The organism is Amycolatopsis sp. cmx-11-12 (genome assembly GCF_046269425.1).
Lineage (GTDB): Bacteria > Actinomycetota > Actinomycetes > Mycobacteriales > Pseudonocardiaceae > Amycolatopsis.
The window spans coordinates 22,763-46,275 of sequence record NZ_JADNQM010000022.1 but is presented as its reverse complement, the minus strand read 5'-3'; the positions used below and the strand labels follow the sequence as shown (position 1 = coordinate 46,275).

The following is a 23,513-nucleotide window of genomic DNA, read 5'->3' as shown; positions in this document are numbered from 1 at the left end:
CGTCCAGGCCGATATGCGCACCCCTTTTGATCGCGATTTTATGTCGTGGATGACACTTCCGGTATTCCGAACTGTTCTTGGCGTGATGGTTTGCGTGTGAGCGTGTCGGCTTCTCTTGTCGCCACCCTTTGAGAACGATAGCGTACGCGAAGTACGACGTAGTACTTCAAACTATTCCGCCCCGGCGGACAGGCCGCATGGGTCGGAAGGTATTCAAATCCATCAAGGCCGCGGACAGAACAGGCTTCGTTACGCGCGAAGTTCGCTTTAGTGGCCGCGGATCGATGTGGCAGACCATCGCCCACTACCACCATCACAGCTATTCGGCTGAGGAGTAGTACGAACATGCGAATTCGGAACAAGATAGCGACCGCGGTGGCCGCCGCGGTCGCGTTCGCGATACTCGGTTCGGGTGTGGCGCCCACCGATGCCGTAGCCGGCCCGGATGAGTCCTATCAGCGGGGCCCGGATCCCACGAAGGCGAGTATCGAGGCGGAACGAGGGCCGTTCACGGTGACAGAGGTGCCGGTGGCCCGTGGAAACGGGTTCGGTGGCGGCACGCTCCACTTCCCGAACGACACAAGCCAGGGCACCTTCGGCGCGGTCGCCGTCGCGCCCGGCTTCACCGAGTCGGAACTGTTCCTACGCTGGTTCGGGCCCCGGCTGGCCTCGCAGGGGTTCGTGGTCCTGACCATCGAAACCAACTCGGTGTTCGACTTTCCCTCCTCCCGCGCGGATCAATTGCTGGCCGCGCTGAAGTTCATGGTGGAGCAGAGCCGGGCCAAGGACAGGATCGACACTTCCCGGTTGGCGGTGATGGGCATTTCGATGGGCGGTGGCGGAACACTGGAGGCGGCAGTCCGCAATCCCGCCCTCAAGGCGGCCATTCCCATCGTCCCATGGAACATCGGAGGCGGATACGCGGGTATTCGCACGCCGACCCTCATCATCGCCGGCCAAGGCGACATCATCGCGCCGACCCCGATCCACGCGAAGGCGTTCTACGACAGCCTCGCCCCAGGGCTGAACAAGGGCTATGTCGAGATCGCGGGTGGAGGCCACGTCGCCCCTGCGCTGCCGAACGTCACCACTGCCAAGTACAGCATCTCCTGGCTGAAGCGTTTCGTGGACAACGACACCCGGTACGAGCAGTTCCTCTGCCCGATTCCGAAGGACCCCAAGACCTCAGCTTTCCTCGGGAACTGTCCGCACTCGTGATCCCGGATCGGTGACTCCGGAACCGGGCGTGATCCAGTCACTGGCTGTCCGCGCCCTGTTCCGGGGAGCTCCGGCTCGCGGCGATCATGCCCCGTCCCACGGGGCGGCGCCATCAACAGAGACACATCCCTATGGCTAATACGGTGCGCGATACGCGCAATGACACGTCCAGGGACGGACGGCGACTGCTTGGGGTATGCGAAGCAGAGGCGACTGTACGACGCGCGCTGCGGCGGAGATGTCAGAGAAGCCGTCGATGCCTCGGAATTTCGTGGCTTGGTGATGTGCTCGTCGGGTCCGCATCGTCGGACCGGGCCAGCGCCGACGCTGTGGCTGGGAATCCGGGGGCCAGGTTGACGGTCGTGAATCGTTCTGGACATCGGCCTGCGCTCGTCGAACTCTCCAGCACTCTTCGCTCCGGTCGGCAGGGCTCTCGTCCGCCCCGCGCATCGCCGTAGCCGAACAGAAGCTCGGTTGAAGCGTGGTGCACATAGGATCGTGTGCTGAACCGGATCGGTTGGGAGGAGCTCGCTGATGAAGCGTCTTTTGAGTCTGTTCGGCGGTGCGGCCGCGGTTGCCGGGCTGATGCTGGCCCAGGGCGCCACCGCCCCCGCCAGTGCTACTGGGATGGGGCTTCAGGGCTCCGACAAGAGGGACTGCCCGACGATCACCTGCACATTGCCCATTCCCGATTTCGGGGGCGGAACGATCAGTGTCGACGCGGATTCCGATGGCCGGGGGCGGGCGACCTGGGTGCTGTTGAACAAGTGGGGCGATCAATTCTGCAAGACCGAGTTCCGGTTGGAGGACCCGCCGCAGTCGTGGAACTGTTCGGGGCTGGCAGGCGGAAACTATCGTCTCACGCTGGTGCGGAACACCGGCGTCGACACCCACTGGGCCTGGATCGGTGCCCGTTGGTGAAGGGTGAGTCGTTCTTGAGCTCGGCCAGGGTGTGATGGCGTTCTTCGAAATAGGATCGCCTGACTTGGCGCTGCAGAACTTCGACGGCCGGACCCGGAGTTGGTGAAACCGGAACGCGAGTTCTTTCTGCACGTATGTCAACAAGAACTATGACAACAGGGCCGGTGCAGGGACGTTCCGCTCCGGCTCGGACTAGCCGAACTACAGCTTCGGCGCCTACCGGCACAGACAGTCACTTTGGAGCCCGGCGCCAAGTCCGTGCATCTGAAGATCCTCGTCGACCGAGGCAGCGTCGAAGTGTTCACCGGTGACGGAAAGACCGTCAATTCGAACCTGGTGTTCTTCCAGCCGGGCGAAACCGGGATCTCGCTCTACACCGAGGGGGCGCCGCACGGTTCTCGAACCTGACCATCAAGGAGGTCCGGAACGTGTCCCAAGCCGCGGCGCCCGCCGGTCCCTACTCCGACTTCGAGGCGCCGAGCTACGGCGCCTGGGGCACCACGGGCACGGCGCTCGGCCCCGGGTCTACCACCGGCACCCTGCCCGAGCAGCAGCCGGTCACTGGCTTCGAGGGCAGCCGCTTGGTGAACAGCTATGTCGGCGGCGACGCCGCCACAGGCACGCAGAGTTACCGGCTGACCGCCGTACTCGAGCCGTCCGGCGCGACGGAGGTCGGCCTCGACCTGCTCGCCGGAAATGAATATGCGACCAAGCTCCGCTACGACGTCCGCTCGGGCGTCTGCGCCTGGACCGAACCCGCTCGGGCCTGACCGGGTTCCACGCGGCCTTCCCTTCCGTCGACGGCGTGCCGGTCCCTCTGCGCTGTGGGGCGTCGCATCTGGAGGTCTTCGTCGACCGGTCGTCGGTCGAGGTGTTCGCCCCAATCGGGCCGGGTCTGCCTCACGGATCTGGTCTTCCCGCCGGAAACGGCAACAGGGTTCGCGGTGCACGCTGTCGGCCGCGAGGTCCGGGTCCGTCTCTGGGGTTTCCTGCCCGCGTTAACTGAATCGTGACAGGAGACGACGTCGGCGGTAAAGGAGGCGATGGACGCTTGTCGGCATGAGCGAATCCGAGCTGCGGTCGGAGACCGCCAAGAGTGCGAAGATTTCGATGGGTCGTGAGCTGATCGAGCTCGCGGCCCTGTTCATCGCCGCGGGTGTCGCCCATCTGTTCGTCAGCACGATGTCACTCAACAGCGTCGGACCGGTCGTGTTGTTCGGGTTGGGTCTGCTCCTGATCGCGACCTCCGCCCTGCGGCGTTGGTGGCTGCACCGGCCGCGCCGGAAGGCGGAGGATGACGCGGCGCAACCGGGCGTGGCCTGGCGGCTCCGTGCCACCATCCGTGATGTGCCCGGGAGCCTGGCGGGAGTGACGGCGGCGTTGGCGGCGCACCGGTACGACATCGTGTCCATGCAGGTTCTGGCCGTGCCCGACGGGGCGGTCGACGAATTCCTTCTGCGTGCTCCCGTGGGCGCGACCGCGGCGGACATCGCGGCGGTGGCCGAACTGGGCGGCAGCCGGGACGTGCGGGTGGTTCCGGCGGATGTGCACGAGTTCGTCGACCTGCCCACTCGGATCCTGACGATCGTGGCCCAAGCGGCCGGTCCGCGAGCCGACTCAGCACAGCTGTTGAGGCGATGCTGGGCGAGTGCGACATTTCCTGGCAGCCGGCAAAAAGGCCTCGGGAGCCACGGATCGGCGACGGTACGTCGATGCGGCTGGCCGCTCCTGAAGGTGGCCTGGTGGTGATCACGCGTCCGTTGCTGCCGTTCACTCCGGTGGAGGTCGCGAGGGCCAAAGCCGTCCTCGATCTGCAACGCCATCTCGCCGGTGCACCGGCTGCCGCGGACGAGCCGAAGCCGTCGGACGGCATGGATGTGGTGATTCGTCCCGCTGTGTTTGCCGACGCGGCGGCGATCGAGGACATGCACGAGCGATGCAGTTCCGAAAGCCGTGTCCGGCGATACGGCAGCGACCAGCCGCCGGCCGTCGAGCGCTTGCTCCGACACAAGGCGACTCGCACGTTCCTCGCCGAAACCCAGGATGGTGGGGTGGTAGCGGTCGCGACGGTGCGGATAAGCGGCCGATGCGCGGAGGCCGGCATCCTCGTCGAGGATCAGTGGCAAGGACGGCGGATCGGTACCGCCTTGCTCGACCGGCTGATCACTCTCGCGCGAACCGAAGACAGTGCGGCGATCGTCGCGATCGCCCAGGAAACGAATACCGCGATGATCCGCGCGATGCGGCGGTCCGGCGCGCAAGCCGACCATGTCGGACCGGACCTCGCTTATCTCACCCTGCATCTGGATCCGCGCTCCGGAGCGCCGGGACCGCGGTCTGACGGTGTCTGCCACCAGCGTTGACACGATGTGAGGCGTGTGATTGCTTCCGGTCGTGGAGGCGCCGCCGGGCCGGAAACGACTGCGGCGACAATGTCATCCGCGAAACCAAGGACACCGGCCAGAGCCAAGTCGACCGTCACCGACGAGACAGCCTAAGATTCCCGCTGGCCAAGGCTCCCGCCGTCTTATCCGCCTCAGCGAGCGCCGATCAAGGCCGACCAAACGTTCGGTGACGGTCAGTTCGATCCCGCCTCATGCCTGTACTTCCACGGATTGTCGTTCGTGCTCCTTCGTCTCCATCACACCCTGAGGACATTGTGGACGGACGCTGATGGAGCGGTGAGAGTCGCTCCAGTGACCCGAAGGTCGGAAACCCATGACGGTGCAAAAAGGACGACGGTGAGCAATCCGGATTCACAAAGGACTTTCACTCACTCACTCGAGGCGACGACTCGCCTCGAGTGAGCGCCCTGCTCGAACAGTCTTCCCGCGCTATAAGGAAAATAGTTCGCGTTACGCCGATCCCGGGAGCCGATTAGGTGTGGGGTCCGGCGCGCAAGGGGGAGGGACGCGCCGGACCGATGTCAGCATCCCATATCTCAGGGAGACATGTCCGGATCTTCCGATCACCGGCACGGGTGCCGTCAGCGGTCATGCCCAGACGGGTCCACATTCGTCCGAAGAGCACGTAGCGTGAGGTGCCGGAGCGCCGGATCTTCGCCCCTGTGGCCGAATCGTCGAGCCGGATCGCTGGCCGGTCCAGTGCTTGCGTCAACACGAAACGGCTGTTGTGTGCTCGGCCGTCACTGATGCACCTGCTGTGCTCGGTCGCTTCCCGCCCGACGACCGTTGCCCGGTAGTGTCATGAGCGGATAGGGGGAGGAGGGTATTCGGCCATGGCGATTCGTAACCGGAGAAGCTCGTGCCGCCGCCGGGGCTGCGGCGAGAGGCAATTCTGGCTGGGGCTGTGCGTGCCGCATTGGGCGCGATGGCATGACGGCCTCGACGCACTCGACCGGTCAGATGACCACAGTCCCGCGCCGCCGCGGAGCGTGTTCACCGCGCCTGCACGAGCTCACAGCTTGTCGGCGCGGATGTCGATGTCGACCGTAGCCCCTGCCGAAACCTCCACACGGCACTGATCCGCTGAGTGCCGGGTGGGAGTCGGTCGCACGGGATCTGCTGGACAACGGTGAAGGGGCCTCGCGCTCGGCTGCGATGACGAGCAGGCCGGTGCCGCGGTGGTTCGAGTGGCGAGTCGTGTCCTGAAGCGACCTGCCACACACGACCTTCCCTAGCGCCGGCGCCATCGGAGTCAGCCGGAACTCCTCGATCACCGCGTCTCCCGGCCGGTGACCGCGTCGATCCGCTCAGCTCCGACTCGGGGGATCTTCGAGAACGGCCAGCTGAAGGTCGTCTGTACCCGACCAACCTCAACTTCCCGGTCGATAAGCCGTTCGCCCAAACGGTCCGTCTCGACATCCATGGCGACGCCACCGCGGTCGACCGGACCTACGGCAAGGGCGCGCTCGGCGGTCACGTCGGCATCCCGGGCAACAACGAAGCGTCCACGCCAGGCGGTCGCTGACATCGGACGCCGAGCATGCGGCCGCCGGGTCCGGGCGAACTCCGGGCCCGGCGGCCGGCGCGTGGCTACCCCCGGCCCCGGCGACGGTCGCCTCACGACGGTGGAGGCGCATCCTCCCGCCGTTTCTATTCAAAGTGTCCCAAGGTAAGCGCGTTCGTCCCCTTGCAGCGGCATGACCTGCCGCAGAAACGAGTTGGAACAATGCGACTGCGCTCACTTCTCATGTCGTCCGGCGCTGCCCTCTGCGCGTTGCTCGGTGCGACGGCGCCGGCCGCCACCGCCGCCGAACCCGCGGGGGCACAGCCGGCCGCGAGCAAGTCCGGCGAAAGGTCGTCAGCCTAGGCGGACGTCGAGCGGGTCACGACCTGTCGTCGTGGCCCGCTCGATCGTGGGTGGGTGTGGGTGTCAGCAGGGCGCGGTGGTCAGGGTCTGCGGTTGAGTCACCTTCACGGGTTCGGTTCCGGCGCTGTGCCTGGATGCCCAGTTGTCCAGCGCTGTGTGGCAGGCGTGGTCGAGGTGGTGGAGGCCGGTGAGGTCAAGCCGGATCGGACGGTCACGAGGGAGGGCCTCGAGGTCGTCGAGGATTTTGGGGAGGCGCAGGAACGTCGCATTGCCTGACAAGTCAGCTTGGATGGGACCGGTTCCCTTGTCGGTGACCTCGAGCTTGATGTGCGAGGCCTCCCACGCGGTTTTGGCAACCGACAGCGCGAGGCCGATCAGGACGCCCTCGAACATGTTCACCGTGACGATCGCCGCGGCGGTGATCATGAGAATCAACGCCTCCCCGCGGTGTTCGCGCCAGAGCGACGCGATTTGCCGGCGCGGAATCAGTTTCCAGCCCGCGTGGACGAGGATGCCCGCGAGGGCGGGCAACGGGATGAGCGCCAGGGTGGCCGGCAGCAGCGCGGCGAACAACAGGAGCCACACGCCGTGGAGAACCCGGGAGGCTTTGGTCTTCGCGCCGGCCTGGACGTTGGCAGAGCTGCGCACGATGACCGCGGTCATCGGCAGGGCGCCGAGCAGTCCGCACACGGTGTTGCCGGTGCCTTGGGCCATCAGCTCCTTGTCGTATTCGGTTCGTGGCCCGTCATGGAGCCGGTCGACAGCCGCCGCGCTGAACAGGCTCTCCGCCGACGCGATCAACGTGAACGCGAGGATGGTCCCGATCAGGCTCAGGTTCGTCAGTTCGCCGAAGGCCGCGAGGCCGGGCAGCTGGATCGCGCCGAGGAGCCCCTGTACCTCGACCGTCGCGGCCGGAAGATCGAACGCCAGCGTGACGAGTGCGGCCAGCGCGACCGCGGCGAGCGGACCCGGCACCGCCCGCACTCGTGCCGGCAGCCGCTTCCACAACACCATCACCGCGATGGTGCCCGCGCCGAGCGCGACGGAGGCGAGGGCGGTCGTGCTCCCGAAGGCTTCGGCCATCGCCCTGGGGAGTCCGGTCAGCTTGTCCAGACCCGACGCCGGTGCGGTCAGGCCCGCGGTGGTGTAGAGCTGACCGGCGATGAGCACGAGTCCGATGCCCGCGAGCATGCCCTCGACCACGGACACCGAAATGGCCCGGAACCAGCGCCCCAGTTTGAGCGCGCCCATGATGATCTGGAGCAACCCGGCGGCCAGCACGATGACGCCGAGCATGGGTAACCCGAATTCGCGGACGGCTTCGAAGACCAGCACGGTCAGGCCCGCGGCGGGCCCGGACACCTGGAGACTGCTGCCGCGCATGAACCCGGTGACGATGCCGCCGACGATTCCGGTGATCAGGCCGAGTTCCGCCGGGACACCGGACGCGATGGCGACACCGACGCACAAGGGGAGGGCGACCAGGAACACCACGAGTGAGGCAGCGAAGTCCTGTCGCAGATGAGGGAACTTTCTGCGTTGGTCCACAGTGGTCTTCACAGTGCCTCGAAGGTATCGGAGTTCGCGGCGTGGGCGAGCACGGATCCCGTGTGCACTTCGTAGAACCAGCCATGCAGGCTCAGCAGGCCCGCTGTCAGGCGTTTCTCGATGCACGGGTAAGAGCGGAGCCGCAGCAACTGGGTGAGCACATGGTTCTGCACCGCGTCCGTGACGGTCGGGTCATCGACCGTCCCTTCCGGACGCGGCGTGGCGTGGGTCAGCCAGTCGCGGACGGCGGGCACGGCGGTCAGGTCGTCTCGGCGAACCAGGGCCCCGACGGCGCCGCAATGCGAGTGACCGCACACGACGATGTCGGTGACGCCCAGGACCTCCACGGCGTACTCGATGGTGGCCGCTTCGCCAGTGGGGATGCCGAAGGCGTACGGGGGCACGATATTGCCGGCGGTGCGTAGTTCGAAGAGTTCGCCTGGGCGGGCACCGGTGATCAGAGCGGGGACCACTCTGGAGTCGGAGCAGGTGATGAACAGGACCTCCGGGGATTGGCCTTCTGCCAGCCGCGCGAAGTGCTCGGCGTTTTCCGCGGATCGCCTGCGGAAGGAACGGGCGTGCTCGATCAGCGATCGCATGTCAGGAATTCCTCCTGGCGCGCCATTCAACGGCGCGTCGGCGTGGGTACGAGAACTGAATCCGGATGGCACTACGAGACGGCACGCCAGCGCGTCGATGGACGCGGTGGTGCGGTCAACGGAGTCTTGAGCTGCTCTCGGGCCGGTTCAGCAGAGGAACACCTGGAGCATCGCGGGGGAGTGGGCCGCGGGAGTCCCGCGGTGGCAAGCGTCACGCCAGGAGATAGGGGCGTCGACAGGCAAGTCGCGGTGGGCGCAGGCGGACATGGGATGCACGACCGGCTGGGGCGTGAGATCCGCCGTGGTGCGGTGACGGTCGCGCACGGGCGGCAGACCGTTGGGATAGGTGTGATCCGGAGGGATGCACGACGCGGACTCCTGCTCGAACTGCCTCGTCTCCGCGACACCTGCCTTGGCGATCTCGATTCCGGTGGCCGGAGGTTCGTGCACGAAAGTGGGGGTCGCCGTGCAGACGAAAAACTGCGACATCAGCAGTACGGCCAAGGCGACCAACGCGAACCGGGCTATCCGCTGCACGACAAACCTCCCTCTGGGCAATGAGATCCGCGACTGCTCCGCCAAACTTATCGTGCGGACGCGTGCTACGCCGATCCTAAGGTTAATTCTTTGTGACAGGCAGAGATGCGACGTGCTGAGCGGCGACACTGCCTGCCCTTGTTTGCCGCTATAGCGCAGCGGCACTGCCTTGTGTTCAGGCAACCGTGAGTTGAGTGAACCCGGTGTGAAATATTCAGTATGCGGGACGCGGGAGGGTGCAGAAGCCGATCTGAAACAGGACTGACGTAGAATGTAATGGCATAAAGAATCGAGATCGTCAGTCGTCCTACGTGGCGATTGAAGAGCGGATACCCCTGGGCCGCCGGTGACGCACTCCATCGCGATCGGGAGCGTCGCAACCCCCGCCGCGGGCAGTCCCCGAACAGTTGTGTTCCGCTGTGTCCGGACGGCGACTGCTCGGGTGGCGGAGTCAGCGACGTTAGGCATCTTCGACCAATTGCCGGGGATTTGAGCGACTCCGGCGTTGCCCAGGCTCCGGATCCAAGCGTGCCCGGTGCTTGTCGGCATTCTTGGGGACGTCAGGTGTCTCGGTGCCGTTCGCTTTCCGCTACGACGTCACCGCGCCTGGGGCCAAGGTCGGCACCGGACTCGGCCCGATCCGCTCCGGAGCGGAGATCGGTGGTATGGCCGAGGATGCTCTGTCCGGCGTCACAGTGACCGTGGCGGTGGTCAACTACTTCACAGGCCGACGCAGCTCTCAAGGCGTGACCTGCGCGGAAGGCAGTGCGATCTGGCGTGCCCCGACCATCGGCATGCACGGCTGCTGCACATTCATCGCCATCCGCGCGATGCGGCGGGGGACACTGGATCGCGCGGATGCCGGAGTCCGCGATCATCCTGTGACGTACTCAGGGGTCGGAACCGGTTCGGGTAGCCACGGCGCGGCACCGGGATCGAAGCACGTCGGAGTCGAAGTCGGGGAAGGTATCCGCTCATTCGCTGTCCGTCGCCTCCGCACGGTTGGTGGCAGCCGCGGAGGCGACGAACAGGCCACCGTGACGATGGACCTCTCCCAAAGCGGCAATGTCCACGGCGGTTTCCACAGGAACCGCTGGGCTGGCGTTCGGGTAAGCCGTAGCCGGATGTTGGATATGGTCGCTCTCGATGGTGTCAGCAGGTACTGATTCGTCACCGCGCTGGTTGACAATCAAGATCAACTTGTGGAAGAACTGCCCGTAGCCTCGGTGAGGGTCGCTCGATCGAGTGAGCCAGATTACCGAAGCTCACCTCGTGAGCGGTCGCACTTGCCGCCGTGGAAGTGGTTAGCTAGTCGTTCGAGGGCGGTTGCTGAGGACCGTGGGCTGGTGACAGGGGAGGGTGCACTAGGCAAGCAACGGCGTGTCGGCGGGTGAGGGCTCGCTGGGGAAGGTTGCTGGCTGGTGAGCGATGGCGTCCGGTCGTCGTCGGGTAGAAATCCTGACGACGACCTTCTGTTGTGCGCTTTCGTCGTGTGCGGGGTGGATCGGCTGCCTCTCGGTGTGCTCGCCGCGGCAAGCGAAACGCACGGTGCGGCGCTGGAAGCACGGCTTGAGCGGATGGCCGAGCACAGCCTGGCAGCAGTGCCGGGCGCGTTGACGGAAGGCGACACGGTGACCATGGTCGCCCTTCGGCGGCCCTCGGTCGATGTTCCATCCGCGGAGGCGAGGTCGCTTGCGGCAAGGATCGGGCGGTACCTCCAAATCTTGGTCCAAGAGGCAGGGGCGCGCCATGTCGCGGCCGTTCCGCCTGATCGGCACGATGACATTCACGAGGGTCGGTTGCGGTCAGTGCGCTGGCCGGTCGTTGGTGTGATCCGCTGGCAGCTCGAGCATGGAATGGCGGAAGACGCGGTTCACCTGGCGCGCGCCTGGTGGACTGTGGCCGGGAGGATGGCCGATCCAGCGTGGATGAGAGAGTTCGCCGAGGCAAGTGAGCGCGCGGCGATCGAGATCCGCGACCCGGCCGCCTTGATCGGGTTGCTGACGATGGCGGCGGAGTGCGCGGACCGGTCAGGTGACTGGTTGATGGCCGATGCCCGATGGGTCCGGGTGCTCAGCCTCGCCCGCGTTCAGCAGGATCACGACGTCGCCTGTAAGACCTTGGCGACGTTAGGTGACTTCTACCGTCGTTGGGGTCGCCTACATCGGGCCATGGACGTCCTTTCCGACCTCATCGCCACCTGCGATCGTGTTCACGACAACCACGGAGCGCTGAGGGCACTGCGTGCTTTGGCTTCGGTCCTCCTCGACGCGGACCGTGCTACAGCTGCCGTTCCGCCGCTCGTGCGTGCCGTCGCGCTCGCCGCGGCGGACGACGCGATTGAGGAGGGCGTTCACGCTGATCTGCTGATCATGCTGGGCCGCGCGTATTGGATGAGCAACAGGATCCGTGCCGGTAGAGAGGCTTTCAGCAGTGCTCTCGCGCTTCTGGTGGACGTCGACGCCGGTGGCGCTGACCACGTGCGGTCGCTGCTGGCTACACCGGACGACGGATCGCTACCGGTGAGGGCCCCCGATGTCGTCGAGCAACATGGACGGCGAACACGGCCACCGTGAGTGCCGACACGGTCAGGCCGGCCAGACGTGAGCCCGCTTTGCCGCGGGGATGCGCTCGGGCGCGGTGGCGACCGGGCTGTTTGTGCTGGTTAAGGGTATATGGCATCGGGGCATCCTTGGTGGGCGAGTCGGGGCGACGTCAATGCGCGGTCACCCGAAAACCGCGTCGTCGCTGGCGGGCGGAACGGGGTCGAGACTGCTCAGCAGCTCCAGAACATCGTGGGCGATGTAGGTTTTCTTGTACTTGGCGTTGTCCTTCACCGTGAGCAGTCCGGCGCGCTGGAGTTTCTTCGCGACGTCGGTCGCGCCCTTGATCGAGATGTCGAATCGTTGCGCGATCAGTTGGTGGTTGGTCACGGGCATTCCGATCAGTTCACTGGCCACTCGCCGGGCGTTGCCAGCTCCCGGCACCGCTTTGAGATGTTCCGTCCGTAGCTTCTCCATGCGTTTGATGAGGTTGATCTGCTCGGTGCACAGCTCGTCCACGCCCTCGGCGAAGAACACCATGAACTCTTCGAAACTGCCGGTGTCGACGATGGCGCGCAGTTTCTGGTAGTACTCGTCGCGATAACGGTCGAGCCAACGGGACAGCGGCAGGATCTGGTCTCGTAAGACGCCTGCGCGGACCAGTTCCAAGCTGACGTAGAGCCGCGCGACGTAACCATTGCCCCCAGCGAACGGATGGATAAGTTCCAGTTGAGGGTGGCCGATCGCGACCTTGGCGACCAAGGGCAAGTCGTGGTCCGCGCGCACCCACTCCTGCCACTGTTGTGCCGTCGCCTGCAAATGCGGGCCGGGCGGCGTGTGGGCGACGACGGGCGTGCCGTCACGACCGCTGATCCAGCTCGTCCGTTCACGCCAGAATCCGGATCCTTCGGGAGGCGGCACCGGGCCGAGCTGTCGGCTGATCTCTCCCAGTAACGGCAAATCGATGTCGGCGCCGTCGCGGACGGTGCCGAAGGCGCGGCGGCTCGCCTCCAGGTACCGGGTGATCGCCTCGACCGCGGGGTCAGGCGCGGGCTTCGCGCCCGGCAGCTTGGCCAGCAGGACGTCGGTGAGGGAAACGCAGGCATCCTCCAGCGCCGCGGAACTCTGCGCTTCGCGCAGCATCGTGTAGTCGACGAGGTATGACCGATCCGGCAAGCGCTCTGCCGCCTCGTCGAGACGTCCTAGTGCCTGCTCAGCTCGAGCCAGTCCCCGATGTGTCCTCGTTGCCAGTACCACGTGGGACGGCAATGGGCGGGGCGCCCAGGCCCCTTCCCGCCGGATGGCTTCCGGAACGTCACCCTCCCCAGCCACGGGCACCCACATACCGCCGGTGGCGTCGCGTTCGTTCATACCGCAAAGCCTTCACGAACCCACGTGAAGGCCGCAAATGGTGGATTTGACCTGTTCAAGATCAACTTCGGGGGAGTTGCGGTCTCGCCGTTGTTCGTCATCCGCGACAGTCTTTAGTGGCAAGCCTCCGCTTCGGGTATGCATAAAGCCAGTTCAGGTGCCATGTCGCCACTGTCACCGGGGCTTTCGAGCATCAAACTCGGCACTCGTCGCTTTGGCCGGTGCGTGCTCGGGCCCCTACACGACTGCGCGTTACGCGCATCTGGGAAGCCTCTACCGCCGGGAAGCTTCACCTAAAAGGATGCAGCCTTCGCTCAGGCGGAATGCTGGGGACGTGGGCGCGGAAGACCGGGGCTGGTGCTTTCTGGCGGGCCGGCTTCGGGTCACATTGTGCAGATCGATGTGGACAGGCCCCAGGCGTCGTGCCGTGACGACCAGTCGTGCCGACGCGGTGCGTGTCCACGCCGAAGACGTTGGGGCACAGGGAGTGCCGAGTTCAGTATCGGCCCGCGCCAGCTCGACGCGTCCCTGTCCGGAATGGGCGAGAGTCAACGTGGCCGCTTTGGTGTACTGGTCGATGTAGCCGGCGTCCCACTCGTGAAAGAACTGAGGGGGTGCCCCAGTTCGCTGAATGAGAAGCAAGCAGCCGTACAGCTGCCTCGGTGCTGATATGCGATATCTGCCGCTGGGGCAGGCACGCTGTTCAGCCTTTGGTGCTTCGCGGAGCGGAGCCGAAGACCATCCGAAGGACAGACCCCACCAGGGGAATCTGGCGTACCAAGGGCTCCTGAACACGCCGCCGTCGCAACGCGAAGCAGACAAAGAGCCAGCACAGGAGACAAATCAACAGGTACCGTGGACTTCCGCCTCCCCGTCGTTCCTCGACTGTCACCCCGGAGGTGCGCGGCGTAGTCCGGTTGTCGATGACTTCATCCACCGCTCGCGCGAACGCGGGCGAGTTCGCGACCAAGCGGGTGAAGGTTCGGGAGCTGAGCCGAAGCACGGTAACCGGCGTCGCCGCGGACACTGTGGCCGCGCGGAGAGTGCCCTGTTGCAGCGAAATCTCCCCGATGAGACTGCCGGGTCCGAGCGTTGTGGTGAGCTCTCGTCCCCGCCAGACACCGAGTTGTCCTTCGAGCAGGATGTAGGCAGCGTCGCCAGGGGTTCCCTCTGCTACCAATGGCCACCCTTGAGGAAGGGTCACCTTGCGCCCGTGTCGCAGGACTCTGCTGATTTCCTCGGCAGGAAACCGTTGGAAGAACGAAAGATCGGCGATTTCAGCCGGGACCTTGGACTCTTTCATCGAACTGCACCCCTGGGTGTCCTGCTTGTCGAGTATGTACTGTCCATCGTCGACGTGACTCAAGCTCCGATGGCGACGTGGTTCTGTCTGCGGGCGGGCGCTCGATCTTCGGACGACAAGCCTCCGGACAGATCGATATGCGCGATCAATAATCCTGTGCGACCCCGTCCTCGGCTCACCTGCCGCTGCCAATGATGCGGCCTACTCGCTACCGTCAGGTGTCTTGCCCGGGGCCAGAAGAGCGTCCCGCCTCACTTTGCCGGTGGGGTTGCGAGGTATCCGGTCCAGGAACACCACGTCGCGTGGCACTTTGTACCGGGCGAGATGTGCCTTCACGTACTCCTTGACCGTGTCGATGTCCAGAGTCTCGCCGGGCACGGGGACGACGAATGCCTTGAGTCGCTGGCCGAATTGCTCGTCGGGAACCCCTAGGACCGCACACTCCAGCACATCGGCACGTCCTGCGAGCAGGTTTTCGATTTCGCCGGGAAACACGTTCTCGCCACCGGAGACCACCATGTCGTCGTCACGACCGTCCACGAACAGCCGGCCTTCGGCGTCGAAGTGGCCGATATCGCCTGTGGCCAGGAGCCCGTCGATACCTTGTTTGGTTCCGCCGCCGGTATAACCGTCGAAGGAAAGGGTCGAACCGCTGAAAATCCGGCCGCGCACATCCGGTTCGGTGATGCGCGTACCGTGCTGGTCATAGAGCCGGATCGTGCAGCCGTGCGGCGGGCGGCCCACTGTTCCCGGCGCCGCCTGCCAGTCCGTGGGTGTGGCGATGCTGGTCACGGCGACCTCGGTGGACCCGTACAGGTTGTAGATCACTTCACCGAATCGCGCGACGGCCCGGTTGCCGAGGTCCGTCGGCAAGGCGGATCCGGACGACAGGATGATCCGCAGGGCGCCGGTGTCGTACTTGTTCAAGGTCTCTGGCTCCAGGTCCATGATCCGCTGGAGCATGGTGGGCACGGTAACCAGTGCGGTCACCTGGTGCTCCTCCAGGAGCGCCAGCGTCTTTTCCGGGTCGAACCGGCGGCGCAACACGACGGTCGAGCCCAGTGCCATGGCCATGACGAGCTGTGAGAATCCGGTGGCGTGGAACACCGGTGAGGTCAACATGGTGATCTCTCGTGCCCGCAGGGGAACGCGTTCGACGAATTGTGCGGCTGCCAGTGGACTTGCCTCGTTCCGAGGTGCACCTTTCGGGGTACCTGTGGTGCCGGATGTCAGCAGAACGATCGAGCCGACCGACGGCGGGGCGGGCAGCGGTTCGCGTCCGGAGCCGGCGATCAAGTGCTCGATCGAGCGAACGTCGTGGGGTTCTTCATCGACCCAGCAGAGGAACCTGGGCAGCTTGCCCGGCAGCTCGGACAACAGATCTGTGAACTCCTGGTCATAGACCATCGCGGACACGCCCTCGCGGCGGGCGACGTCCGCGAGCTGTGGCCCGGCGAACCCGGTGTTCATCAGCAGCAGCTTCGCGCCGAGCTTGGCGGCGGCGATCATGACCTCGACCAGACCTCGATGGTCTCGGGCCAGTATCGCGATCACGGAGTTCGGCCCGAGCCCGATTTCCTGCCAAGCGCGCGCCAGCGCGGTGGTGCGCGCGTCGAGTTCTCCGTAGGAGAGCGTGCCCGACTCGTCGATGATGGCGGCCGTTCCAGGGGCTCGGCGTGCGAGAACCTGCACCGGGCCGGCGAGCACACCGACCTTCCGGATGGCGGCCAGCTTCTTCAATCCCCACACCGGCTGGAGCGGCTCGATCAGACCCGCCTGCCGCATGGACTCCACATTGTGAACGGTGTCAATGGAAGTGCCTATGAATTCCGTCACCCGAGGAATGAATTTCGACACGATGCCCTAATCACTGGTGGTGAAGTCCGATTTCGGTTGGAATAGATATGGCTTAAGCCCGGCAGGACATTTCATCATCGCCGACCCGGCATGCCCCGCCGAGTGAAGGGTCGACCACTGGATGTGGTCGTGTCAACGGGGAGGGCAAGAGTTGTCAACCGGAGAACAATTCGAGGTGAGAGCCCTCTGTCGTGCGGCACAAGATCCTCTGCTCCGCCCCGGCCGACGGTCGTAAGAGGCGGTGGGTCAATGTTCTGGTTCCCCTTCGCCGCGGCGAAGGGGAACCCGCAGTCGTCGAGCTTCGGCTCCCAGGCGCGAGCCAGCCGTACTAGGGCCGGACTCAGGGCTGCTTGGCGCCCATTCCGTGCCAGAGAAGATCGAGGAGGTTCGCGACGTCGCGTCGCCATTCGCCTTTCGGGTCGAGGTACGGCAGGCCGCCCAGGCCGCGTAGGACTGTCTCGGGTGCGAGGTCGGCGCGGACGGTGCCCGCGTCGATATTGGCCTGCAGCAAGGTGGAGACCGCTCGGACGGTGTCACCGCCAGCGTCACCATCTGCCCAGCAGACGCCATGTGCCGGTTCGGCGCAGACCAGCGTCGAGGTCACGGACATCTGCAGTGGGGCCACATCTCGCTGCCCAACGGCATGAGGGTCAGCTGCCCGGGCTTCTGCACCGTCGGCGTTCCGCCCAACACGCTTACCTCCGGCGCGCGCCGGGGCGAGTTCTTCGGTAGCCCATGGCGCAAGAGCGTGCCCGCACGCATCGAACAGCTCTGAACCGTGCGATCTCGCCCGGCCGCATTTCCAATCGCGATGACAGGATCAGAGCAGCCGCGACGGCTCCCAAGGGCGTCAGAACCGCAGGTGGGAGGGACTGCTGCTCGGCGGCATCGCGCTGCGAGGTTGTCACAACTCGTCGGTCCGGGGCCGGGATCTTGTCGATCAGCCTCATCTGTCGCCGGATTCGGCATCGGCACACGCTCACGAGCATGACAAAAAGATTCATTGGCAGGTCGTTTTCGCTGACTGGATTGACAGGGGAGCCAGGACACCGCATCCTCCGTTTCTGCGTCGAGGTTTCCCGAGTCGAAGGGACGATGATGCCGTCTTCTGTTGGCCGCAGGGTTGTATCCGCACTGGCTGTCGTGATGGTGACGGCCGGCGCGGCTGTCACGTCGAGTGGCGCCGTCCTCGCCAGGCCGACGGGAGAACGTTCGTATCCCGGAGTCGAATGGGAACGCGGGGATCCCGTTGCGGCCGGGTTCGATCCGACGAAACTCGCCCAGCTCGCTGAGGAGTTGAAAGCCGACAAGTCGAACTGCCTCGCGGTCGTACGGCACGGGCGGCTGGTCGCCGAATGGTACTGGAACGGCACGGGCTCTCAGTCGAGCCAGGAAGTCTGGTCGGTGACCAAATCGGTGTCGAGCACCCTCGTCGGGATCGCCGATACCGAGCACAAGCTCGACATCGGCGACAAGGTGTCGAAATACATTCCTGCCTGGGTGGGAACGCCGTCCGACGGGGTTACGATCAAGGACCTGCTGAGCAACGACTCCGGCAGGCATTGGGCGAGCACACTCGACGATGCCGGGAGGGTCTTCGGTGCGCAAGACCGCACCGCTTTCGCGATCTCGCAAACCCAGGACGTAGGTCCAGGCCAGGTCTGGGCCTACAACAACACCGCCATCCAGGTTCTCGACGCAGTGCTGCGTAAGGCCACCGGGGAAAAGCCGATCGATTACGCTCGGACAAAGCTTCTCGAACCATTGGGCATGAAGCACTCGAAGATGACTGCGGACCAGGCTGGCAACACCAACACGTTCATGGGCCTGCAGTCCACCTGCCAGGACCTGGCCAGGTTCGGCTACCTATTCCTGCGCAACGGGCACTGGAAAGACAGTCGGCCCGTGCCCGAACGGTGGGTGGCCGCCGCCACGAAGAGGCCGTCACAAGACATCAGCGCCGCGTACGGGTACCTCTGGTGGCTCAACCGGCACGGCTCTGTCGCCACTCCGTCGCAGTCCATGACCCGCGAGGAAAGCGAGCAGGCTCCCCGTACCCAACTCGTCCCATCCGCCCCGGAGAATATGTACTGGGCGCTCGGTCTCGGCGGCCAGATCGTCCAGGTCGACCCCGGCTCCGACACCGTGGTCGTGCGGCTCGGCGCCGCAAGCCTGACCAGTCCGTCCGTCAGCCCGACGAAAACCACCAAGGTCGTCACCGAAGCACTCGTCCGGCCATGAGCATTTCCGTTCGCAGTATGGGGTGCGGTTTCGATTCTCTGGTTTACCGCTGTGGTGTCGGTTGTCCTGATCACGAAGGCAGGGTGATGCCGGTCGTCTTCGGGTGCGTCGCTGTCGCACTTTCTGTCTCCGGCTGACCGAGCGGGAAAAGCTGGGCACGGCCGGCGGGGGCTGATTTCGCTGCCAGCTGCGGCGGCCATCGTCGGCGCAGCCGGCTTCCTGGCCGGGTGCCCTGGCAATGTTTTCTTGGAAACATCGTCGCCAGCGCGGTGCTCAGTCCCGCCGCCGGCTCGCCGGAATGCGTTCACGCCGTTCTTCGCTTGCTACGTGGTGCGGAATCTTCTGCCCGGATCGCGTAGTGCTCCCGCTATCGCAGCCTGGAGTACCGTCGTCACTCCGGGGCTTCCCGCACTGGCGCTCGTGGTGAACGCGTGGAAGTGCGGGATGACGATGAGGGCGCACTCCCGCAGTCCTGCCTAGGTCGGTCAGGCCATGTCAGGTGGTAGTGATATTCGTCGCCGCATGTTCGACGTTGCGCAGGTTGTTCGGCAGGTGCCCGTGGCCTGCCACGCTGCCACTGCGCTGTGTGCGGCAACCCAGGATGAAGCAAGAATGAATCCCTCAATGCGTACGATAGCTGCTCAGAGGGGATATGTCTGCTCTGATTCAGATGAAAATTGTTCAGGTCGGGCAGGCGCTGACCGGTCTAGTCGGGAGAAGTGTTTCCATGAAGTTCTTTTCACTTGCCGCCTTGGTGGCGGTTACGACAGTGGGCAGTGCGTTGACCGCCGAACCGGCGTCAGCGGTACAGGAATGCCCTGCGGGCTGGGCGTGTTTGCAGCTCGGAACCTCCGGTTCCGGCCCCGTCCTGAGGTTCAACGACGAGAACTGGCGGACACTGGACAACTCGGCGGGCACGACTGGGGCCACCTTGATCAATAATCAGGGTGAAGGCGACGACGCGTGTGTTGCGACCGGTCTCGCGGGAACGGGGCAGGTTTTCTGTGTGCCGCCACGCCAGGTGGTGACGGTCAAGGACTTCATTGTTCGCTCGGTGCGCGGCTGAACATCTACTCGACAACGCGCGCACTCTCGGAATCTGTTTCGGGCGCGACGTCGGTACCGGTGGACAGACAGCCTGCTTTCCGTAGTATGTGCCTGACTTGTGCGGCCATTCGAACGCGGTCTAGCTGTCCGGCGCTGGGACCTGGCGAGTTCCAGAAAAGGATCCTCCAGACCGTGTCGGCGGTGTTCTCCGAGGCGTTCCAGGTGCTGGCGATCGCTGGCTTCGGGAACACCTCCGGCGCATATCCGGGATCGAAGTGACGCGAGTCGCCGGTGAAGCCGCAGATGGTGAACTGGGTGCCTGGGATGTGCTTCAAGTAGCGGTGCCCTCGCGGATGGCCATCGGGACGCTGCCGGTATTCATCCGGTCCCGGCGGTCGAACGTGACCATTACGCTTAAACCAGGACAAGACCGTCACGGTGACCGCCGAGAAGGTCGATGATGCCGCTCAAAGATGCCTGACGCGGCCGACGGCGACTTCTCCCGGTCGCGTGCGGTTCTGGTCGGCAGCTGGAAGTACACGGAACTCACGTCCGTGCCCCCGGCGAAACGCGGCTCCTTCCGAGCTGGATCAGTCGAGCGAGTCGCGCTACTCGGATGAGCCGACAGCGTTGAAACGGATTGGCAGTGAGCCGGGTGTCACTGTGACAAACAGAACCCGAGCGATCGGATCACCCGGCCGGGGTGCGCACCGCCGACGGGGTCGAGCACGAACTCGACGTGCTGGTCTTCGCCACCGGATTCGACGTCGTCGACGGCAACTACCGGGCCATGGACCTACGCGGACGCGAGGGGCCGCCACGGCAACGAGCGCTGGGCCGACGGGGCCCCGACCAGCTACCTTGGCCTGGCCAAAGCATGGTTCCCGACCATGTTCATGATCCTCGACCCGACTCGTGGATCTTCGGGGCCTCGTCGTTTGCGGTGTCCGGGCTTGATCGTCAGGTTCGGAGGATTGCCTGAGGGGCAGGCATCTGGTAGGCGTGCTTGGAGGTATGAGGTCCAGTCGTGGCCCGCGCGTTGATTCCACTTGACGGCGGTGCCGATCTCGATACCGGTGAGGTGACCTAGTACCGAGGCAGGTAGTCGGGCGGCGAGGGAGAGGCATGCGCTGTTGCGAGCTGCGAGCACAGGGATCCCGGCACAGTGCATTGGCCGTCATCGGCCGTAGTGGTGCCGTCCCGGGAAACAGCAGCGGAGACGTGTGGGAGGCCACAACAATGGGCCTGGCCGGTGGCTGTCACGGATGGGCTCGGTAGCGCCAGGCGTCCTTCACGCTGAAGGTCGCTAGTATGACGTCGTTCGCCTGTTCGAGCCTTGCTGGATGCGCGGGCGTCCAGCCTCGTCGATGCGAACCCACTCCCCCTTGTCCCCACGTTCATCGGAGTTGCGGATGCCTGTCGTCTTCGTTCACGGAGTGCCCGAAACCGCGGCGATCTGGGGACCGCTGCGTGGTGAACTCGCCAGGACCGACGTCATCACGCTTTCACCGCCCGGATTCGGTGCCGCGGTTCCCGACGACTTCGGCGCGACCTCGGACGAGTATCTCCGGTGGCTCATCGCCGAACTCGAGCTGATCGACGGATCGATCGATCTGGTCGGGCACGACTGGGGCGGCAACCATGTGCAGCGGGTCGCCGCCACCCGGCCCGACCTCATCCGCTCCTGGTGCAACGACGTGGCCGGCGCCAGCGACCCCGCCTATGTTTGGCACGACCTTGCGCAGGTCTGGCAGACACCCGGTGCGGGGGAAGCCGCGATCCAGCAGATGTTCGGCGCTCCGTTCGACGAGCAGGTCGCGAACCTGGTCGCGCTCGGGATGACCACCGAAGCCGCGAAGGCAACGGCGAAGGCCGGTCCCGAGATGGGAAAGTGCATTCTGGCTTTGTACCGCTCCGCGGTGGACCTCTCGGCCATCGATTGGGGTACTGGACTCTCCACGGAAGAACGCCGCCCAGGACTCGTCATAAATGCGACAGAGGACCAGTTCGTCGGAGGACCCGAGTTCGCGCACCGTGCGGCTGAGCGATTCGGTGCCACGGAAGCCGTGTTGGACGGCCTCGGACACTGGTGGATGATGCAGGACCCAACGCGGGGAGCTGCTGCGCTGAACGCTTTTTATGCCGACCTGGACAACCGGTAGGTATTGCCTCCCGCCGTGCGTGGCCGCAGGGATGGATCAGCTCCCGTCGAAATCATTCCGCGGCGGCCGCTGTCGGCGTGATCGATTCCGGCCGCTCTTCGCCCCCCGTCCACCCGCTCGATCGGGCCTGTGAAGCGCAACATTCAGGAGCCCAATAGTGGCGCGAAGCGGTTCGCCCGTATTGCGGATCTGCTGTAGCTTGACGGTGTGAGAGCCAAGGTTGTCGCGGGCGCCAGTGCGGTCCTGCTGGTGGGGTGCATGATATGGCTGTTCGTTCAACGACCCGTGATCGTCTATGACGCCGACAGCCAGTCTCCGGTCGTGCAAGTCCAATGTGGATCTGTCGTCGCCGCAGGATGGCCATTCAGGCGAGGGTTCCTGCTCGACGAGTATGGTAACGGACTCCAGACAGACTACGTTGTAGGCCCAAGCCAACCACCGGCCACTTTAGCCGGAGTCTACCGCGACTGCGACCAGCGCCGGACAGCCAACACAGGCTGGATGGCGCTGCTAGCGGTCCCAGTCGCTGTTCTCGGCCTGTCTGCGATCTCTTCACATCGCAAAACTCTGCAGGCCCGTCGAGTAGAGAGATCAAGCTCCAGGGCGCTCGGTAAGTGATTCCAACCGCTTCGTCGGCAGTCGCCCGACACGCACGATCCAGTGGTGAATATCAAGTTTCGTAGAAGTGCCTGATTAAAAGGCTTCCGGACACCGTGGGGCGCTCGAATCGCGGCCGTTCAGCACCCTGGCGCGGCGCGCTCGGGAGTCCGGACTGCGCGCCTGTCGCGACATCGCTGTTGAACGATGCTGAGATCGCGGGTAATAACGTCGAAGGTCATATACAAGTAGATATAAGGTAGTCCTCCGGGACTGGTGGGGCCTTTTTTTCAGGAGCTCGCCATGTCCGGTCAGAGCATCTGTGTCGTCATGGACTACCAGAACGTCCACCTCACGGCCCACGACTTCTTCGCACCCGGCGGCGTTCCGGTTCACGACTGCCTTATCCACCCGTTGTCGTTCGCGGAGCGGGTGGTGGCCTTGCGGACGGCACGCCGGAAGGCCGAGTCACCTGGTGAATTACGGGGTGGTCCGGGTCTTCCGCGGTATGCCGAGCAACAAGCACGAGTTCTTCACTTACGGCATCGCGCAGCGGCAGCGATCGCACTGGACGAGGGACTCGAGGGTGGAAGTTACCTATCGGAGCTTGAAGTACCCGCCGGACTGGCCGGGTACGCCGGCGCGGGAAAAAGGTATCGATGTGCTGGTCGGGATCACCGTCGTGAGCCTGGCGCTGGCCGGTACCCACGACGTGGTCGTCCTCGCGTCTCATGACAGCGATCTGGAGCCGGCGCTGGAGATGGCCGCCCGGACGGGGCGCAGCAAGATCGAAACCGCGGGCTGGGTTGGGGGCCGTATTCCGCGTGTCGATGGACGGCGGCTGTGGCACACCGCTCTGAGCGGCGCCGACTTCGTGCAAGTCAAAGACCGCAGGAGCTACTTGCCGTCCGGTTCGCCGGCGGCTCAAATGCTGGCCATGGCCCCGAAACCGGCGGTGTGAACGCGACCAAGCCGAAGGCGGGCAACGCTTCTTTCTCGTGAACGCGGCGCCTGAAGGCTGATCGGCACTTTGACCGGGGACACGGTGGAGATGGCATGACGACGGCGAGTCGTCCTGCCATCTGAGTACGCCTCCCCGGGCGGACTGCCGTCGGGGTGGCTACGTCAAGACTGAGGGGAGGGGGTCGCCGTTCTGCCGTGACTCGCGATCCACCACGTCGTGTGCCGTTCCTGCGGCGTGATCCATGGTAGGCAGGGTGGCCGGACCTTCATCGTCACGAGTCTCACGTGAGTCGGCCTGGCAGGTACCTCGTTCCGGTCCTGACCTGGACGAATG

The 23,513-nt window shown here is 65.0% G+C and carries 22 protein-coding genes and 1 pseudogene; 15 read left to right on the top strand and 8 right to left on the bottom strand.

Annotated elements, in window-relative coordinates:
* The first annotated feature begins 345 nt into the window (after nt 1–345).
* The 7 genes from ACLARN_RS27075 (at nt 346) to ACLARN_RS27045 (ending at nt 4,502) form a co-directional block, all read left to right on the top strand.
* On the top strand, nt 346–1,218 hold the full coding sequence (locus ACLARN_RS27075; RefSeq protein ID WP_409494268.1) for an alpha/beta hydrolase family protein: 873 nt from the start codon (nt 346–348) through the stop codon (nt 1,216–1,218).
* Between the two features lie 534 nt (nt 1,219–1,752).
* The gene (locus ACLARN_RS27070) at nt 1,753–2,139 is read left to right on the top strand and encodes a hypothetical protein (RefSeq protein ID WP_409494267.1); all 387 of its coding nucleotides are present in this window, start codon (nt 1,753–1,755) and stop codon (nt 2,137–2,139) included.
* Nucleotides 2,140–2,376: 237 nt separating this feature from the next.
* Nucleotides 2,377–2,547, top strand: a complete 171-nt coding sequence (locus ACLARN_RS27065) for a GH32 C-terminal domain-containing protein (protein WP_409494266.1) — start codon at nt 2,377–2,379, stop codon at nt 2,545–2,547.
* A 20-nt stretch (nt 2,548–2,567) separates the two neighbouring features.
* Nucleotides 2,568–2,909, top strand: a complete 342-nt coding sequence (locus ACLARN_RS27060) for a hypothetical protein (RefSeq protein ID WP_409494265.1) — start codon at nt 2,568–2,570, stop codon at nt 2,907–2,909.
* Nucleotides 2,840–3,145 carry a GH32 C-terminal domain-containing protein gene (locus ACLARN_RS27055; protein WP_409494366.1) on the top strand — a complete coding sequence of 102 codons (306 nt, stop codon included), beginning with the start codon at nt 2,840–2,842 and terminating at the stop codon, nt 3,143–3,145. Before ACLARN_RS27060 ends, ACLARN_RS27055 begins: the two co-directional genes overlap by 70 nt.
* A gap of 53 nt (nt 3,146–3,198) precedes the next feature.
* Nucleotides 3,199–3,888: a hypothetical protein gene (locus ACLARN_RS27050; RefSeq protein ID WP_409494264.1), complete on the top strand. Its 690-nt coding sequence runs from the start codon at nt 3,199–3,201 to the stop codon at nt 3,886–3,888.
* Nucleotides 3,882–4,502: an N-acetyltransferase family protein gene (locus tag ACLARN_RS27045; RefSeq protein ID WP_409494263.1), complete on the top strand. Its 621-nt coding sequence runs from the start codon at nt 3,882–3,884 to the stop codon at nt 4,500–4,502. Before ACLARN_RS27050 ends, ACLARN_RS27045 begins: the two co-directional genes overlap by 7 nt.
* Before the next feature lie 1,312 nt (nt 4,503–5,814).
* Here the strand turns inward: ACLARN_RS27045 and ACLARN_RS27040 are convergent.
* From ACLARN_RS27040 to ACLARN_RS27025, 4 genes are all read right to left on the bottom strand, one after another.
* Nucleotides 5,815–6,021: a hypothetical protein gene (locus tag ACLARN_RS27040; RefSeq protein WP_409494262.1), complete on the bottom strand. Its 207-nt coding sequence runs from the start codon at nt 6,019–6,021 to the stop codon at nt 5,815–5,817.
* A 453-nt stretch (nt 6,022–6,474) separates the two neighbouring features.
* A complete protein-coding gene (locus ACLARN_RS27035; RefSeq protein ID WP_409494261.1) occupies nt 6,475–7,959 on the bottom strand; it encodes a SulP family inorganic anion transporter in 1,485 nt (494 codons plus the stop codon).
* Between the two features lie 8 nt (nt 7,960–7,967).
* Nucleotides 7,968–8,558: a carbonic anhydrase gene (locus ACLARN_RS27030; RefSeq protein ID WP_409494260.1), complete on the bottom strand. Its 591-nt coding sequence runs from the start codon at nt 8,556–8,558 to the stop codon at nt 7,968–7,970.
* A gap of 147 nt (nt 8,559–8,705) precedes the next feature.
* Nucleotides 8,706–9,095, bottom strand: a complete 390-nt coding sequence (locus ACLARN_RS27025; RefSeq protein WP_409494259.1) for a hypothetical protein — start codon at nt 9,093–9,095, stop codon at nt 8,706–8,708.
* Nucleotides 9,096–9,667: 572 nt separating this feature from the next.
* Here ACLARN_RS27025 and ACLARN_RS27020 point away from each other — a divergent pair.
* Together ACLARN_RS27020 and ACLARN_RS27015 are read left to right on the top strand one after the other, a co-directional pair.
* Nucleotides 9,668–10,261 (top strand): hypothetical protein, encoded by a 594-nt coding sequence (locus ACLARN_RS27020; protein ID WP_409494258.1) that lies wholly within the window; start codon nt 9,668–9,670, stop codon nt 10,259–10,261.
* 255 nt (nt 10,262–10,516) lie between these two features.
* Nucleotides 10,517–11,671: a hypothetical protein gene (locus tag ACLARN_RS27015; RefSeq protein WP_409494257.1), complete on the top strand. Its 1,155-nt coding sequence runs from the start codon at nt 10,517–10,519 to the stop codon at nt 11,669–11,671.
* A gap of 150 nt (nt 11,672–11,821) precedes the next feature.
* Here the strand turns inward: ACLARN_RS27015 and ACLARN_RS27010 are convergent, their stop codons facing one another.
* From ACLARN_RS27010 to ACLARN_RS26995, 4 genes and pseudogenes are all read right to left on the bottom strand, one after another.
* Nucleotides 11,822–13,009 carry a Fic family protein gene (locus ACLARN_RS27010; RefSeq protein WP_409494256.1) on the bottom strand — a complete coding sequence of 396 codons (1,188 nt, stop codon included), beginning with the start codon at nt 13,007–13,009 and terminating at the stop codon, nt 11,822–11,824.
* A 703-nt stretch (nt 13,010–13,712) separates the two neighbouring features.
* Entirely contained in the window at nt 13,713–14,312 is a 600-nt protein-coding gene (locus tag ACLARN_RS27005; RefSeq protein ID WP_409494365.1) for a cyclic nucleotide-binding domain-containing protein, read from the bottom strand.
* A 201-nt stretch (nt 14,313–14,513) separates the two neighbouring features.
* Nucleotides 14,514–16,097 (bottom strand): acyl-CoA synthetase, encoded by a 1,584-nt coding sequence (locus ACLARN_RS27000; RefSeq protein ID WP_409494255.1) that lies wholly within the window; start codon nt 16,095–16,097, stop codon nt 14,514–14,516.
* 412 nt (nt 16,098–16,509) lie between these two features.
* Nucleotides 16,510–16,698 (bottom strand): annotated as a pseudogene (locus tag ACLARN_RS26995) (TetR/AcrR family transcriptional regulator); the annotation flags it as partial.
* Between the two features lie 767 nt (nt 16,699–17,465).
* Here ACLARN_RS26995 and ACLARN_RS26990 point away from each other — a divergent pair.
* From ACLARN_RS26990 to ACLARN_RS26965, 6 genes are all read left to right on the top strand, one after another.
* The gene (locus ACLARN_RS26990) at nt 17,466–18,410 is read left to right on the top strand and encodes a serine hydrolase domain-containing protein (RefSeq protein WP_409494254.1); all 945 of its coding nucleotides are present in this window, start codon (nt 17,466–17,468) and stop codon (nt 18,408–18,410) included.
* A gap of 670 nt (nt 18,411–19,080) precedes the next feature.
* Nucleotides 19,081–19,476 carry a hypothetical protein gene (locus ACLARN_RS26985; RefSeq protein WP_409494253.1) on the top strand — a complete coding sequence of 132 codons (396 nt, stop codon included), beginning with the start codon at nt 19,081–19,083 and terminating at the stop codon, nt 19,474–19,476.
* A gap of 124 nt (nt 19,477–19,600) precedes the next feature.
* Nucleotides 19,601–19,918, top strand: coding sequence for an effector-associated constant component EACC1 (locus ACLARN_RS26980; protein ID WP_409494364.1), 318 nt, complete (start codon nt 19,601–19,603; stop codon nt 19,916–19,918).
* 242 nt (nt 19,919–20,160) lie between these two features.
* Nucleotides 20,161–20,439 carry a hypothetical protein gene (locus tag ACLARN_RS26975; protein ID WP_409494252.1) on the top strand — a complete coding sequence of 93 codons (279 nt, stop codon included), beginning with the start codon at nt 20,161–20,163 and terminating at the stop codon, nt 20,437–20,439.
* Nucleotides 20,440–20,869: 430 nt separating this feature from the next.
* On the top strand, nt 20,870–21,619 hold the full coding sequence (locus ACLARN_RS26970; protein ID WP_409494251.1) for an alpha/beta fold hydrolase: 750 nt from the start codon (nt 20,870–20,872) through the stop codon (nt 21,617–21,619).
* Between the two features lie 1,072 nt (nt 21,620–22,691).
* The gene (locus ACLARN_RS26965) at nt 22,692–23,177 is read left to right on the top strand and encodes a hypothetical protein (RefSeq protein WP_409494250.1); all 486 of its coding nucleotides are present in this window, start codon (nt 22,692–22,694) and stop codon (nt 23,175–23,177) included.
* The last annotated feature ends 336 nt before the right edge of the window (nt 23,178–23,513 follow it).